Annotated in this window: 8 protein-coding genes and 1 tRNA gene; 1 reads left to right on the top strand and 8 read right to left on the bottom strand. The window is 61.3% G+C overall.

Features of this window, described 5'->3' with window-relative positions:
- Positions 1-2: 2 nt before the first annotated feature.
- The 8 genes from ACB030_RS13205 to ACB030_RS13170 all read right to left on the bottom strand — a co-directional run bounded on the left by ACB030_RS13205 (position 3) and on the right by ACB030_RS13170 (position 13351).
- Positions 3-518, bottom strand: a complete 516-nt coding sequence (locus tag ACB030_RS13205) for a potassium-transporting ATPase subunit C (protein ID WP_043132716.1) — start codon at positions 516-518, stop codon at positions 3-5.
- A 63-nt stretch (positions 519-581) separates the two neighbouring features.
- Positions 582-2645, bottom strand: coding sequence for a potassium-transporting ATPase subunit KdpB (gene kdpB / locus ACB030_RS13200; RefSeq protein WP_371160363.1), 2064 nt, complete (start codon positions 2643-2645; stop codon positions 582-584).
- A 67-nt stretch (positions 2646-2712) separates the two neighbouring features.
- Positions 2713-4404, bottom strand: coding sequence for a potassium-transporting ATPase subunit KdpA (kdpA, locus tag ACB030_RS13195; RefSeq protein ID WP_371160361.1), 1692 nt, complete (start codon positions 4402-4404; stop codon positions 2713-2715).
- Positions 4405-5055: 651 nt separating this feature from the next.
- Positions 5056-6405 carry a glutathione-disulfide reductase gene (gene gorA, locus ACB030_RS13190; RefSeq protein ID WP_371160359.1) on the bottom strand — a complete coding sequence of 450 codons (1350 nt, stop codon included), beginning with the start codon at positions 6403-6405 and terminating at the stop codon, positions 5056-5058.
- Positions 6406-6481: 76 nt separating this feature from the next.
- The gene (locus ACB030_RS13185; RefSeq protein WP_371160357.1) at positions 6482-8440 is read right to left on the bottom strand and encodes an ATP-binding protein; all 1959 of its coding nucleotides are present in this window, start codon (positions 8438-8440) and stop codon (positions 6482-6484) included.
- A 121-nt stretch (positions 8441-8561) separates the two neighbouring features.
- Positions 8562-11642 (bottom strand): multidrug efflux RND transporter permease subunit, encoded by a 3081-nt coding sequence (locus ACB030_RS13180; protein ID WP_371160355.1) that lies wholly within the window; start codon positions 11640-11642, stop codon positions 8562-8564.
- 15 nt (positions 11643-11657) lie between these two features.
- A complete protein-coding gene (locus tag ACB030_RS13175; protein WP_139437094.1) occupies positions 11658-12764 on the bottom strand; it encodes an efflux RND transporter periplasmic adaptor subunit in 1107 nt (368 codons plus the stop codon).
- A complete protein-coding gene (locus tag ACB030_RS13170; RefSeq protein ID WP_139437092.1) occupies positions 12761-13351 on the bottom strand; it encodes a TetR/AcrR family transcriptional regulator in 591 nt (196 codons plus the stop codon). The genes ACB030_RS13175 and ACB030_RS13170 overlap by 4 nt, the downstream gene beginning before the upstream one ends.
- 258 nt (positions 13352-13609) lie before the next feature.
- Between ACB030_RS13170 and ACB030_RS13165 the strand changes: the two genes are divergently transcribed.
- Positions 13610-13686: transfer RNA gene (locus tag ACB030_RS13165), tRNA-Arg, on the top strand.
- Positions 13687-13691: the final 5 nt, after the last annotated feature.

The raw sequence follows: 13691 nt of genomic DNA, 5'->3' as shown, positions 1-13691 counted from the left end.
CATCATGCGTCCTTGTGCTGATCGAGCAACAGATTCAACTGGAGGATGTTGACCACCTGGGGGCCAAGGATACCAGCTTGTGTCGACGACTTGACCTGCTCCGTCAGGGAAGCGGGATCCAGCCCGCGTTGCTTGGCGACGCGATCCACCTGGGCCAGCACGGCATCCAGGGGCAGGTGGGGATCCAGGCCCGAACCTGAGCGGGTCAGCATGGCGGGGGACTGGTAATGACCCTGTGCCTTGGCAAATTCGCTGCGCAGGGGGGAGCTCATCCCCAGGTTGCTGGCGCCGCTGCCTATGGTGGTGAAGTCGCTGGCGGAGGGGCGGGAGTGGAAGTACTCCGCCCGCTCGAATTTTTGCGCCAGCAGGGCGCTGCCGATCAGCTGCTGCTTGGCATCGGTCAGCTGGCTGCCGTTGGCCTGCCAGGGGAACAGCAGCTGGGCCAGTCCGGTGACGGCCAGGGGGTAGCCGACACCCAGCAGCAGGGTCAGGGTCAGCAGGGTTCTGATTGCTATCATGATTTTCTTGCTCCAAAAAGGATGGCTGGGGATGCGGGTTCGCCCTGCATCCCGGTTACGTCGTTACACCAGACCCAGGCCTGTGATGACCAGATCGATCAACTTGATGCCGATAAAGGGCACGACCAGGCCACCGAGACCATAGATCAACAGGTTGCGGCGCAGCAGACTGGCGGCAGAGCCCTTCACGTTGACCCCCCGCAGCGCCAGCGGTACCAGCGCCACTATGATCAGGGCGTTGAAGATGATGGCCGACAGAATGGCGCTCTCTGGACTGCCGAGTTGCATCAGGTTCAGTGCCCCCAGCTGCGGGTAGGCGGCGATGAAGAGGGCCGGCAGTATGGCGAAGTACTTGGCCACGTCGTTGGCGATGGAGAAGGTGGTCAGGGCACCCCGGGTGACCAGCAACTGCTTGCCCACCAGCACCACGTCCAGCAGCTTGGTGGGGTTGGAGTCCAGATCCACCAGGTTGCCCGCTTCCTTGGCGGCCTGGGTGCCTTCGTTCATGGCCAGCCCCACGTCCGCCTGGGCCAGGGCCGGTGCGTCGTTGGCGCCGTCACCGCACATGGCGACCATGCGGCCATCGGCCTGCTCCTGGCGGATATAGGCCAGCTTCTTCTCCGGGGTTGCCTCGGCGATGAAGTCATCCACCCCGGCTTCGGCGGCGATGGCGGCGGCGGTCAGCGGGTTGTCCCCGGTGATCATCACGGTGCGGATCCCCATGTGACGCAGGATCTGGAAGCGGGCCTTGATGCCTGGCTTGATGATGTCCTTGAGGTACACCACCCCCAGCAACTGCTCGTGGGTACAGACCAGCAGCGGGGTACCGCCCTGGCGGGCGATGTTGTCGACCGCCTTCAGAATGATCTCGGGCACTCCCTTGCGATCGAGGGAGAGGTAGTTGAGCACAGCATCCACGGCCCCCTTGCGATATTGATGACCGTTGCGATCCAGACCGCTCAACCGGGTCTCGGCGCTGAAGGGGATCACCTTGTCGCTCTCGAGCTGGCTCGGCTTGGCCATGCTCTTGCCGGCCAGGGTCAGGATGGACTTGCCCTCGGGGGTGTTGTCGCCGAGGGAGGCCAGCATGGCGGCCTGGGCCAGCAGGGAGGGATCGACGCCGGGGGCAGGGATCAGCTCGTCTGCCATGCGGTTGCCGAAGGTGATGGTGCCTGTCTTGTCCAGCAGCAGGGTGCGCACGTCACCGGCGGCCTCCACGGCACGACCTGACTTGGCGATCACGTTCAGCTTCACCAGTCGGTCCATGCCGGCGATGCCGATGGCGGAGAGCAGGCCCCCTATGGTGGTCGGGATCAGGGTGATGAAGAGGGCTAGCAGGTAGAGCCGCGGTACCTGGGTGCCGTTGTAGTCGAGGAACCAGGGCAGGGTGGCGACCACCAGCAGGAAGATCAGGGTCAGACCCACCAGCAGAGCATCGAGTGCCATCTCGTTCGGGGTCTTCTGGCGCTTGGCCCCCTCGACCAGCGCTATCATTCGGTCGAGCGTGCTCTCCCCGGGATTGTTGGTCACACGGACCCAGATCTCGTCGGACACGACCGTGGTGTTGCCGGTCACGCCGCTGCGGTCGGTGCCGGACTCGCGGATGACGGGGGCGGATTCACCAGTGATGGCGGCCTCGTTGACGGAGGCGATACCGGCAACGACTTCACCGTCGGCCGGGATCATCTCGCCGCTGCGCACCAGCACCAGATCCCCTTTTTGCAGGCTGGTGGCCGCGACCCATTCGCCCTGGCCATCTTTCGGATCCCGCACCTTGCGTGCCTGGAGCTGGCTCATGCCCGCCTTCAGGCTGTCGGCCCGCGCCTTGCCGCGGCCTTCTGCCAGGGTTTCGGCGAAGTTGGCAAACCACAGGGTCAGCCACAACCAGGCCGTCAGCTGCCAGGCCAGTGAAGGGGTGACCCCGGACAGGGGCTGGCCCAGCAGGGACTCCACGGTCGCCATCACGGCGGCCAGCCAGAGGGTGAACAGGATTGGGCTGCCAAACAGCGCCTTGGGGTTGAAGCGATAGAAGGCTTCGATCATGGCCTGCACGACTTGTGAGGTCTGTTTCTTGCCCTTGCCCTTCACCTTTTCGGTGCGGGCAGGGATGGAGATGGACTTGCTCATTTGAATGCTCCCAGCATCAGATGTTCGGTCATTGGCATCGGTAAAGTGACTGACATGAACAGGGTCATCAGAGCGCTCCCAGTATCAGGAGATGCTCGGCGACGGGGCCCAGCGCCAGTACCGGCAGGAAGGAGAGACCGCCTATCAGCAGCACTGTGATGATCAGCAAGGTGATGAACAGCGGACCGCGGATGGGGAAGTCACCCTCGCCGGCATCCTGTTGGGAGGCGCGCGAGAGCTGACCTGCGATGGCCAGTACCGGAATGATGTAGCCGAAGCGACCGAGCAGCATGGCCAGACCGATGGCGACGCACTGCCAGTTGTCCGCGGCGGCGAAGCCCCCGAAGGCCGAGCCGTTGTTGCCGGCGGCCGAGGCGTAGTTGTAGATCAACCTGGACAGGCCGTGGGGGCCATCGTGACCCAATATGGTGGCGGCATCCGGCATCAGCAGCGTTACTCCTCCGATCACCAAAACCCCGACCGGCATCACCAGCATGCTGGCGACCACCCATTTCATCTCGGTGATCCCGAGGCGCTTGCCGAGATAGGTCGGGGTGCGCCCGACCATCAGGCCGCACAGGAACACGGTCAACAGCACGAACAGCATCATGCCGTAGATACCGGCACCCACGCCGCCGAAGATGACCTCACCGAGCAGCATGTTGATCATGCCGACCATGCCACCCAGCGGGGTGAAGCTGTCGTGCATGGCGTTGACCGAGCCGTTAGAGGCCGATGTGGTCGCCACTTCCCAGATGCTGGAGAGCACGGGGCCGAAGCGGCTCTCCTTGCCTTCCCAGTTGCCTGCCATATTGCTTGCGTGAGTGGTGAGCTGGGCGAGCGCCGGATCCGGTTGCAACTCCTGATAGACGGAGAGGCCGAGCCCCAGCACGAACAGCAGCGTCATGGCGGTGAGGATGGCGCGGCCGTGGCCGGTATCCTTCACGTAACGGCCCAGGGTACAGACCAGGGCGGCGGGAATGGTCAGCAGGGCGACCATCTCCAGCCAGTTGGAGAGGGCGGTCGGGTTCTCGAACGGGTGCGCCGAGTTGACACCGAAGAAACCGCCACCGTTGGAGCCGAGCTGCTTGATGGCGATCTGCGAGGCGGCAGGGCCGAGCGGCAGCAGCTGCTCCTGACCTTCCAGGGCGTGGAACGGCAGATAGGCCGACAGACTCTGGGGAACCCCTTGCCACACCAGCAGCAGCGCCATGATCAACGCCATGGGCAGCAGCACATAGAGGCAGAAGCGCACCAGATCCTGCCAGAAGTTGCCAAGGTGTATGGTCTGCTGGCGGGAGAGGCCGCGGAACAGCGCGACTGCGACGGTGGCGCCGGTGGCGGCGGAGACAAAGTTCTGGGTGGTGAGCCCCACCATCTGGCTGAAGTAGGAGAGGCTGGCCTCACCGGAATAGGCTTGCCAGTTGGTGTTGGTCATGAAGCTGACGGCGGTGTTGAAGGCGAGTTGCCAGTTCAGGCCCGGCAGCTGTTGCGGGTTGAGGGGCAGCAGGCCCTGGGCCATCAGGATCAGGAACAGCAGACCGAAACCGGCGCCGTTGAAGGCCAGCAGGCTGAGGGCGTAGGACTTCCAGTCCTGCTCCCGTCCGTCCGTGCCGCAGCAGGCCAGGGTGGCGCGCTCGACCGGCGCGAGCCAGCGACTCTTGCCCTCGAACACGCGATACATATAGCTGCCGAGCAGGGGTGCCGGCAGCAGGACCAGCAGCACGAAGGCCACCGGATAGATTATTTCTTGCCACATATCAGATCCCTCACTCGTGGTCGCAGTGCATCAGTGCACGCATTGGATAGTCCGTGAGGCCCGGTTGCTCGCAGGCCACCGGATGGATAATTACTTGCCGCATCTTCAAGCCCCTCGCTCGTGGTCGCTGTGCATCAGTGCACGCATTGGATAGCCCGCGAGGCCCGGCTGCTCGCAGGCCACCGGATGGATAATTACTTGCCGCATCATCAAGTCCCTCACTCGTGGCTGCGCGTTAACGCACGCAGCAGATAGCCCAGCAGGGCGAGGACCAGCAGCAGATATAGCCAATTCATATCGACTCCATTGAAATAATTAGCTGCAAGAGTCGATGTAAAACAGCATCGACTCCGTTGGTGTAGTTGACGCTGAAAGGGTATGTAAAACAGGCGTAAAGGCGCCATAAAGGGGCATTGGGGGAGCGTAAAATCGGCGTAAAGAAGGCCGCTTTCAGAGGAAATCGGGTGGGAGGGGAGCAAAAAACCCGGCCTGGGTCGGGTTGGATAGTTGGGTTAGGCCGTTGCCGAAGCTGACCAACCAGCTTCAGATGCACTTAGCGCATGGTCACAAATTCTTCCGCGCTGGTGGGGTGGGAAGGGGAACGCAGTTGTTGAAGCTGGCCTGATAGTGACAGGCCAGCTTCAACCATGCTTATCGCATTGTCACAAATTCTTCCGCACTGGTCGGGTGGATGGCGACGCAGTTGTCGAAGTCTGCCTTGGTGGCCCCCATCTTCATGGCGACGCCAAAGCCCTGCAGTATCTCGTCCATGGCGAAGCCGATGCCGTGCAGACCGACCACCTTCTCTTCCGGGCCGACACAGACCAGCTTCATCCGGGTGGGCTGGCGGTGCTGGGTCAGCGCCGAATACATGGCGGTGAACTGGCTGCGGTAGACCTTGACCTGATCTTCACCGTATTCGGCGATGGCTTCCGGCTCGGTCAGCCCTATGGTGCCGATGGGCGGATGGCTGAACACCACGGTCGGCACCAGATCGTAGTTGAGGTGCTCGCTCGGCTTGTTGTTGAACAGCCGCTCCGAGAGGCGGCGACCGGCCGCGACGGCCACCGGGGTTAGCTGGATGCGCCCCGTGTTGTCACCCACCGCATAGAGGTTGGCGACGGCGGTATTCTGGAACTTGTCGGTGGGGATGAAGCCCTGCTCGTCCAGGGTGATGCCGGTGGCGGCCAGGTTGAGGTTGTCGGTGGCCGGTACGCGGCCTATGGCCCAGATCAGGCAGTCCACAGTGAGGTGACGGCCATCTTCCAGTTGCAGGGTCAGGCTGTCGTCGGCGTTCTTGACCACCGCCTTGGGCACGGCGTGGGTGTGCAGCTTGGGCCCTTCCTGGGCCATGATCTCCACCAGGGTCTCGTGGATCATGGGGTCGAAGTTGCGCAGCGGCGCGTGCTTGCGCACCACCAGGTGGGTCTCTGAGCCGAGGGCCTGCATCACGCCGGCGATCTCGACCGCGATATAGCCGGCGCCGACCACGGCGACCCGCTTGGGCTGGCTTTGCAGATCGAAGAAGCCGTCGGAGTCGATGCCGAGTTCGGCGCCCGGTATGGTCGGGACCTCGGGGCGGCCGCCGGTGGCGATCAGTATGTGATCGGCGCTGTACTGCTCGCCATCAACCTCGATGGTGTTGCTGCTGACGAAACGGGCGAAGCCCTTGATGACGGTGATCTGGTTCTTGCCCAGCACATTCTCGTAGGACTTGTGGATGCGGCCAATATAGGCCTGACGGGACTCGACCAGCTTGGCCCAGCTGAAGTGATTGAGGGTGGTGTCGAAGCCGTAGTCGGCCCCGTATCTCAGGGCATCGGCGATCTGGCCGGCATACCACATGGCCTTCTTCGGCACGCAGCCGACGTTGACGCAGGTACCCCCCAGCTCTTTGGCTTCAATCAGGGCGACTTTCTTGCCATACATGGCAGCCCGGTTGGCCGAGGCGATGCCGCCGCTGCCGCCGCCGATGGCGATATAGTCAAAATGCTGTGCCATTGCGAGGTTCTCCGCTCGTTAAGAATGCAATCACAGCATGATGGGGACAAAGTGGCCGGCTCACAAGAGCCGGCGCTCAGTTCTGCCGGATCGGCAGGCGGATATGGAACTGGGCACCCAGGCCAGGTTCGCTGGCGCAATGGATGCGGCCGCGCAGCAGTTGCACCACCAGGTTGTAGATGATGTGAGTGCCGAGCCCACTGCCACCCTGGCCCCGCTTGGAGGTGACGAAGGGATCGAAGATGCGCGGCAGTATCTCCGGGGGGATGCCGCGGCCGTTGTCACTGTAATCGATGACGAGCTCGTCACCCTGCTGTTCCACCCTGATGGTGATCTTCTTGGGCCTGTCCCAGCCGTCGAAACCGTGGTGGATGGAGTTGAGGATCAGGTTGGAATAGATCTGGGTGAAACTGCCGGGGAAGGAGTAGATGGCCAGCTTGGGATCGCATTGAATGTCGACCTCGCACTGGGCCTTCTTCAGCTTGTAGCCGAGGGAGACCACCACCTGATGCAGGTTGTCGGCGAGGCTGAAGTTGTAGCGCGCCTCGGACGACTGATCCACCGCCACCTGCTTGAAGCTGGCGATGAGCTCCGAGGCTCGCCTCAGGTTGCCCTGCAGCAGTTGCATCGACTCGTCGAGATTCTGGGTGAACTCGTTGAGATAGGAGCGCGACAGCTGCTTGGCCTCGAGGTGCTGCTTGAAGTCCGCCACCCGCTCCTGCAGATAGGAGGAGGCGGTGACGCTGATGCCGATGGGGGTGTTGATCTCGTGGGCCACGCCGGCCACCAGGGAACCGAGGGAGGCCATCTTCTCCGACTCCACCAGGGTCTGCTGCGCCTGTTTCAGGTCGTCATAGGCCTTGCCCAGCTGGTCGTTGGCATCGCTCAGGCTGCGGGTACGTTCCGCCACCTTGCCTTCCAGCTGCTCGCTGAACAGTATGATTTCCCGCTCCACCTTCTTGAGGGGGGTGATGTCATAACCAAAGCCAATCAGATACTTGAGATTCGGCCCCTCGTAGAAGGGGGCGAAGGTCCACTGCAGGACGAGTTCGTGGCCCTGCTGGTCATGCATGGTGATCTCCCTGTCTTCGAGGGAACCCTGGTCCGTCAGGGCGGCCGCCAGCTCGGCCCGCTGCTCCTCGCTGACGAAGAGATCCAGCCAGTTGTGCTGCAGCAGCTCCTCGTGGTGGTAGCCGGTCAGCAGGATGGCGGCGGGGTTGATGCTGGCGATGTTGAGATCCGGCTCCATGCAGCAGATGACCATGTTGGCGGAGTTGATCAGGGTGGCGGAGAAGTCCCGCTCCTGCTGGAGTTGATCCGCCGCCTGATGGCGGGCCGTGAACTCGTCGTTCAGACGGGTGCGCATCTGGTTGAGGGTGGCGGCCAGCGCATCAAACTCGTCCGGGTGCTTGCGGGGCAGGGGACGCCCCTCCAGCGTCAGCTCCACCGCGAGGCGATCCAGGCTCAGTTTCTGGGCGTAGCTGACGATGCGGTTGATATGGCGGATCACCAGGTAATAGATGATGACCAGGATGCAGAGCGAGACGACCAGGGTCTTGATGGTCTGGCTGACCAGGATCAGCACCGACTTCTCGATGAGGCGCTGGTAGACCTGATCCAGGGTGGCGGCGACGAACAGCTTGCCGACCACCTCGCCCTGATAGGTGAGGCTGAATTCGCGGGAGATGTCGTATTGCGCCTGCTCCACCCCCTGGGTCAGCAGCGGCACTTCCGAGTTGCCCAGCATCTCCTTGACCATGACGAACTGCATGTTGGGCAGGTTCATGATGCCTTCGATCTGCACCTTGACCTGCTCTTCATCCAGATTCCACAGGCTGGCTGAGATGGGTTGCAGGAAGGAAGCCTCGATCTGGTCGATGCTGGCCTCTATGACGGTGACGTCCTTGTTGTAATCCCAGGCGAGCTGCAACACCGTGATGACCAGCGCCAGCACTGTACTGCAGATCAGAATGTAGGAAAGCAGACGATAAGAGAGTCCGTTAAGGCCTATGGCCTTGGAGAAGATTCCTGACATGGCATCCTTGCGGTCTGGATTGCGAACGGCCTAGTTTAACTGCTTCATGGACTCATGTCGTGTGCCATCAAATGGATAAAAATAAGGCCCCTTTCGGGGCCTTGTTGCTGTTGGCTGAGGATCAATGGTTTCCTTTCGCCTTGGCCGGAATGGACTCGTCGAATTCCGGCAGCGGTTTGTGCTCCGAGGCCAGGAAGGTGTAGATCACCGGCAGCACGAACAGGGTGAACAGGGTGCCGATGGCCAGACCCGCCACGATGACGATGCCGATGCTGAAGCGCTGGGCCGCACCCGCACCCGCCGCATAGAGCAGCGGGATCAGGCCGGCGATCATGGCCGCCGTGGTCATCAGGATGGGGCGCAGCCGCACCTTGGCAGCCTGCATCACGGCCTGCATCCGGTTCATGCCGTGCAGCAGCTGCTCCTCCTTCGCCACCTCGCAGATCAGAATACCGTGCTTGGTAATCAGACCGACCAGGGTGATGAGGCCCACCTGGGAGTAGATGTTCATGGTGGCCAGGCCCCATGCCAGGGCAATCAGGGCCCCGCTGATGGCAAGGGGGACCGACACCATGATCACCAGGGGGTCACGCACCGACTCGAACTGGATCGCCAGCACCAGGAAGATGATGGCCAGGGCCAGGGCGAAGGTGGCATAGAGCGCATTGCCCTCGGTCACGAACTGGCGGGCTTCACCCATGAAGTCGTAGCGATAGCCTTGCGGCAGCTTCTCTTCGGCGGTGGCCTTGAACCAGTTGATCGCATCCCCCATGGCCACGCCGGGTGCCGGTACGGCGCCTATGGTGGCAGAGTTCAGCTGGTTGAAGTGGGGCAGGGCGCGGGGCTCGCCAACCACTTCAATCTTGATCAGGCTGCCCAGCGGGATCGACTTGCCGTCGGCGGCGCGCACGTAATAACCCTTGATGGACTCGGGGTTGAGACGGAATTTGCGCTCCACCTGGGGGATCACCTCGTAGGAGCGGCCATCCAGATCGATCCGGTTGACGTAACCGTCCGCCATCATGGTGCCCATGGTGATGCCGATGTCCTGCATGGTGATGCCGTAGGCACCCGCCTTGTCCTTGTCGATGCTGATCTTCATGGTGGCCGAGTCGTAGTTCAGATCGAGATCCGAATAGACGAACTGGCCGTTGGCCTGGGTTGCCGCCAGCATCTCACCCGCGATCAGGAACAGGCTCTCGAAGCTGTTCGGGGTGGTGATGACGAACTGGATGGGCAGACCGCTGGAGGCACCTGGCAGTTCGGGGAACTGGAAGGTGGTGATGGCCATCCCGGGGATGTCCTTCACCAGACCGGCGACCCGATCCAGCACCTCTTTCTGGCTCGCCTCACGCTGGCTCCAGGGCACCATGGAGGCGATGCCGAAGGCCTGGTTGGCGTTGAACACCCCGGAGAAGACCTGGGAGTAGGCGATCTCGGGCTGGTCATCCAGCACCTTGTTCACGTCCGCCATGGTGTTTTCGATGTAGTCCAGGTTGGCATTGGACGGTGCCGTCCCCAGCACGGCCATGACGCCCTTGTCCTCGGACGGGGCCAGCTCGCTCGGGATGAACTTGAACAGCAGCGGCAGGCTGCCGAACACGATGACGGCGAACAGTATGACCACGATGCGGCGCTGCATGACCGCATGCAGCATGCTGTCGTAGCGTGCCGTCATCCGGTCCAGCAGATCGTGTACTGTGCGCTCGAACTTGCCCGGTTCCTCGTTGGCCTTGAGCATCTTGGCACACATCATGGGCGACAGGGTCAGGGCTATGATGCCGGAGACGAACACCGCCCCCGCCAGGGTCAGCGCAAACTCCTTGAACAGGGAGCCTGTGATGCCCCCCATCAGGGCGATGGGCGCGTACACAGCCGCCAGGGTCACCGTCATGGCGATGACGGGCACGGCGATCTCCCGGGTGCCTATGATGGCGGCCCGGAACGGTTCTTCCCCCTCCTTGATGTGTCGGTCGACGTTCTCCAGCACCACGATGGCGTCATCCACCACCAGACCGATGGCGAGCACCATGGCGAGCAGTGTCATCAGGTTTATCGAGAAACCGAACATGTCCATCATCATCACCACGCCGATGAGGCTCAGCGGGATTGTGATGATCGGGATGATGACCGCCCGGAAGGAGCCGAGGAACAGGGTGATGACCACCAGTACGATGGCGGCCGCTTCCAGTATGGTCTTGATGACCTCGTTGATAGACTCGTTGATGGCGATGGTGGAGTCATACAGGATGTTGACCTGCATGGTGCTCGGCATGTTGCTCTTCAGGCTCGGCAGCAGCTCCAGCACATCGTGGGCGATGTTGATGGGGTTGGCGGTCGGCGCGGCATTGATGGCAAGTACCACGGCCTCGCGGCCGTTGGCGCTGGCGCGATAGATGTCGTGGCTCTTCTCCAGCGACACCTTGGCAATGTCGGAGAGACGGATCACCTTGCCATCCCGGGTCGCCACCACCAGACGCTTGAGCTCATCGGTATTGCTGACCTGGGTCTCGGCATTGCCGTTGAACAGGGTGAAATAGCCGGTGGCCTGACCGGTGGCCGACTGATAGTTGTTGCTGTTGAGCACAGTCATCACGTCGCTGGAGGTCAGGTCGAAGGCGGCCATCTTGGCCGGATCCAGCCACACCCGCAGGGCAAACTCGACCCCGCCGTAGAGGTCAACCTTGGATACCCCGCCCACGGTGAACAGCTGGGGCTTGATGACCCGCTCCAGGTAGTCGGTGATCTGGCTGGAGTTCAGCTCCGGGCTGGTGAAGCCCATGTAGAGCACCGCTGTGGTGGAACCCGTGGAGGAGGTGACCGAGGGGTCTTCCGCCTCTTTGGGCAACTGGGAGCGCACCGAGTTGACCTTGGCCAGGATGTCGGACAGCGCGGCGTTCGGATCGGTGTTCAGCTTCATGTAGGCCGTCACCGTGGAGCTGCCCAGCTGGCTGGAGGAGGTCATGAAGTCGATGTTGTCGGCTTGCGCGACCGCCTGCTCCAGCGGCTGGGTGATGAAGCCCTGGATCAGATCCGAGCTGGCGCCATAGTAGCTGGTGTTGACCGTGATGACGGTGTTGATCACCTCGGGATATTCCCGCACCTGCATCTTGAAGATGGCCTGGAAGCCCAGCAGGGCTATCAGGAAGCTGAGCGAGATCGCCAGCACCGGCCGTTTTATGAATATGTCAGTAAATCGCATCGCAGATCTCCGCGCTTACAGCATCGGGGTTTGTGCCGGAACGGCAAGGGCATCATTCTCGACCACGTGCACCTTGGTATCGTTGCTCAGGCGAACCTGACCCGACAGCACGATTTGATCGCCAGCCTTGATGCCGGACAACACATGGACATCATTGCCGCGACGCTCACCCGCCTTGACCACCACCTGCTTGGCGCGTTTCACGCCGTCTGCCTCGTGAATGACATAGACGTTCTCGCCATAGAGGGTGAAGGAGATGGCGGACTGCGGGATCACTATCTGGTCTTTCACCGTGGGCAGTATGATGCTGGCGCGGGCGAACATGCCGGAGCGCAGCTGGCCGCCGTTGTTCGGGATGTTGGCTTGCACCTGGATCAGGCCGCTCTGGTAGTTGACCGCCGGCTCGATGGCGGTGATCTGACCGTCAAACTGGGTCTGGGGATAGGCATCCACGTTGATCTTGACGGTCTGGCCGAGGGAAATCTTGGAGATGTCGGTCTGGGGCACGGTGAAGCGCAGGCGCATCACGCTGGTATCTTCCAGTCGCACTATCTCGGTACCGGGTTCCAGGTACTGGCCGAGGAAGACGTTGCGCAGACCCACGACGCCACCGAAGGGGGCGCGGACTTCGCGGCGGGCTATGGTGCCCTTCAGGCTCTCGATATCCGCTTCCAGTGAACGGTAGCTCGCTTCGGCGTCATCCAGCTGATCCCGGGAGATGGAGTTCTTCTGGTACAGGTTCTGGTAGCGCTCGAACTTGGCACGAGCCGCAGGCAGCCTGGCCCGGGAGGAGTTCAGGTTGGCCTTCTCCACGCTGGAGTCCAGGCTCAGCAGCAGTTGATCCGCCTTGACCTGAGCCCCGGATTCGAAACTGATGTTGTCTATGGTGCCTGCCAGTTCACTGGAAAGGGTGACCCCCTGGTTGGGCTCGATGAAGCCGATCGCCTCTATGGTGGGGACCCAGTCCTGCGCCTTGGTCACCATGGCGGTCACCGGGAACTCGGGCTCGGGTCGATTGGCCATGAACTCTGCAATCTTCTTCTGCTTGAACATATTGAAGCCGATGACACTGCCGAACAGGGCGAGTGCTATCAGCAACATGATGGCCATCCACTTTTTCATGAACAGGCTCCTGTGATGGAATAATTAGGGTTTAAAATGGCATTCCAGCTGGCCCGGATGACCGTTTCCAACTGTTCTTGCGTCAACTCAAATTCGTGAGCCTGGCGTTGTTGCACCAGGTTGACCACGCTGCTCAGACTCAGTGCCTCCAGCACCAGAACGGGCAAATCGATGAACAGACCCTGCTGGCGTCCCTGTTCGAAGAAACGCTCAAGTGGGGCCCATGTCGCCATTATGACCGGATCCCTCTCCAATTCAGCCCCCAATGGAGAACTTTCGTACTGCAATTTGCATTTAAGTACATTGGGGTGGCTGGCAAAGAGGGCGTCGATATTGAGCCAGAGGCGTCGATACTGCCGATAGGACACCTCTTCTATCTGCACATCTTCCATGACCAAGGGATGACACTTGAGAATGGTGTGCTGATAAAGCTGGCGGACAAGATCATCCTTGTCGCTGAAGTAGCGATAGATGGTGCCTGCCGCTACCTTGGCTTTCTTGGCAACCGCGGCAATGGAAAGGCCGTAGAAGCCCTGCTCGCCGAGGATTTCGTGCGCTGCCTCGAAAATCCGCTCTTTCTTATCCATGATGATCAGGCTTTGGCGAGTGAATGAACGTTCATTCATTCTAGGTGGAGAAGAAAGCAAGTCAAGGGATGCCGGCCACTTTACTGTCAGAAGAGGATCCAAAAGTGGGCCGAGTGAGGACGTTTTTGGCCGAACGTCTGAAGAAGAGGCATAAAAGTGAACGAAAAGATTGAAAAACAGACACTTGAATCATGGAGATAAAAAAAGAGTGGACAAGGTGGGCGCCATCATCAATAATGCGCCCCGTTCGACAGCGTAGCGCCCGTAGCTCAGCTGGATAGAGCGCTGCCCTCCGGAGGCAGAGGTCACAGGTTCGAATCCTGTCGGGCGCACCATCAAA

The sequence above is a fragment of the Aeromonas sp. S16(2024) genome, assembly GCF_041403065.1.
GTDB lineage: Bacteria > Pseudomonadota > Gammaproteobacteria > Enterobacterales > Aeromonadaceae > Aeromonas.
The sequence above is the reverse complement of the archived record's forward strand: the minus strand, read 5'-3'. Positions and strand labels throughout refer to the sequence as shown.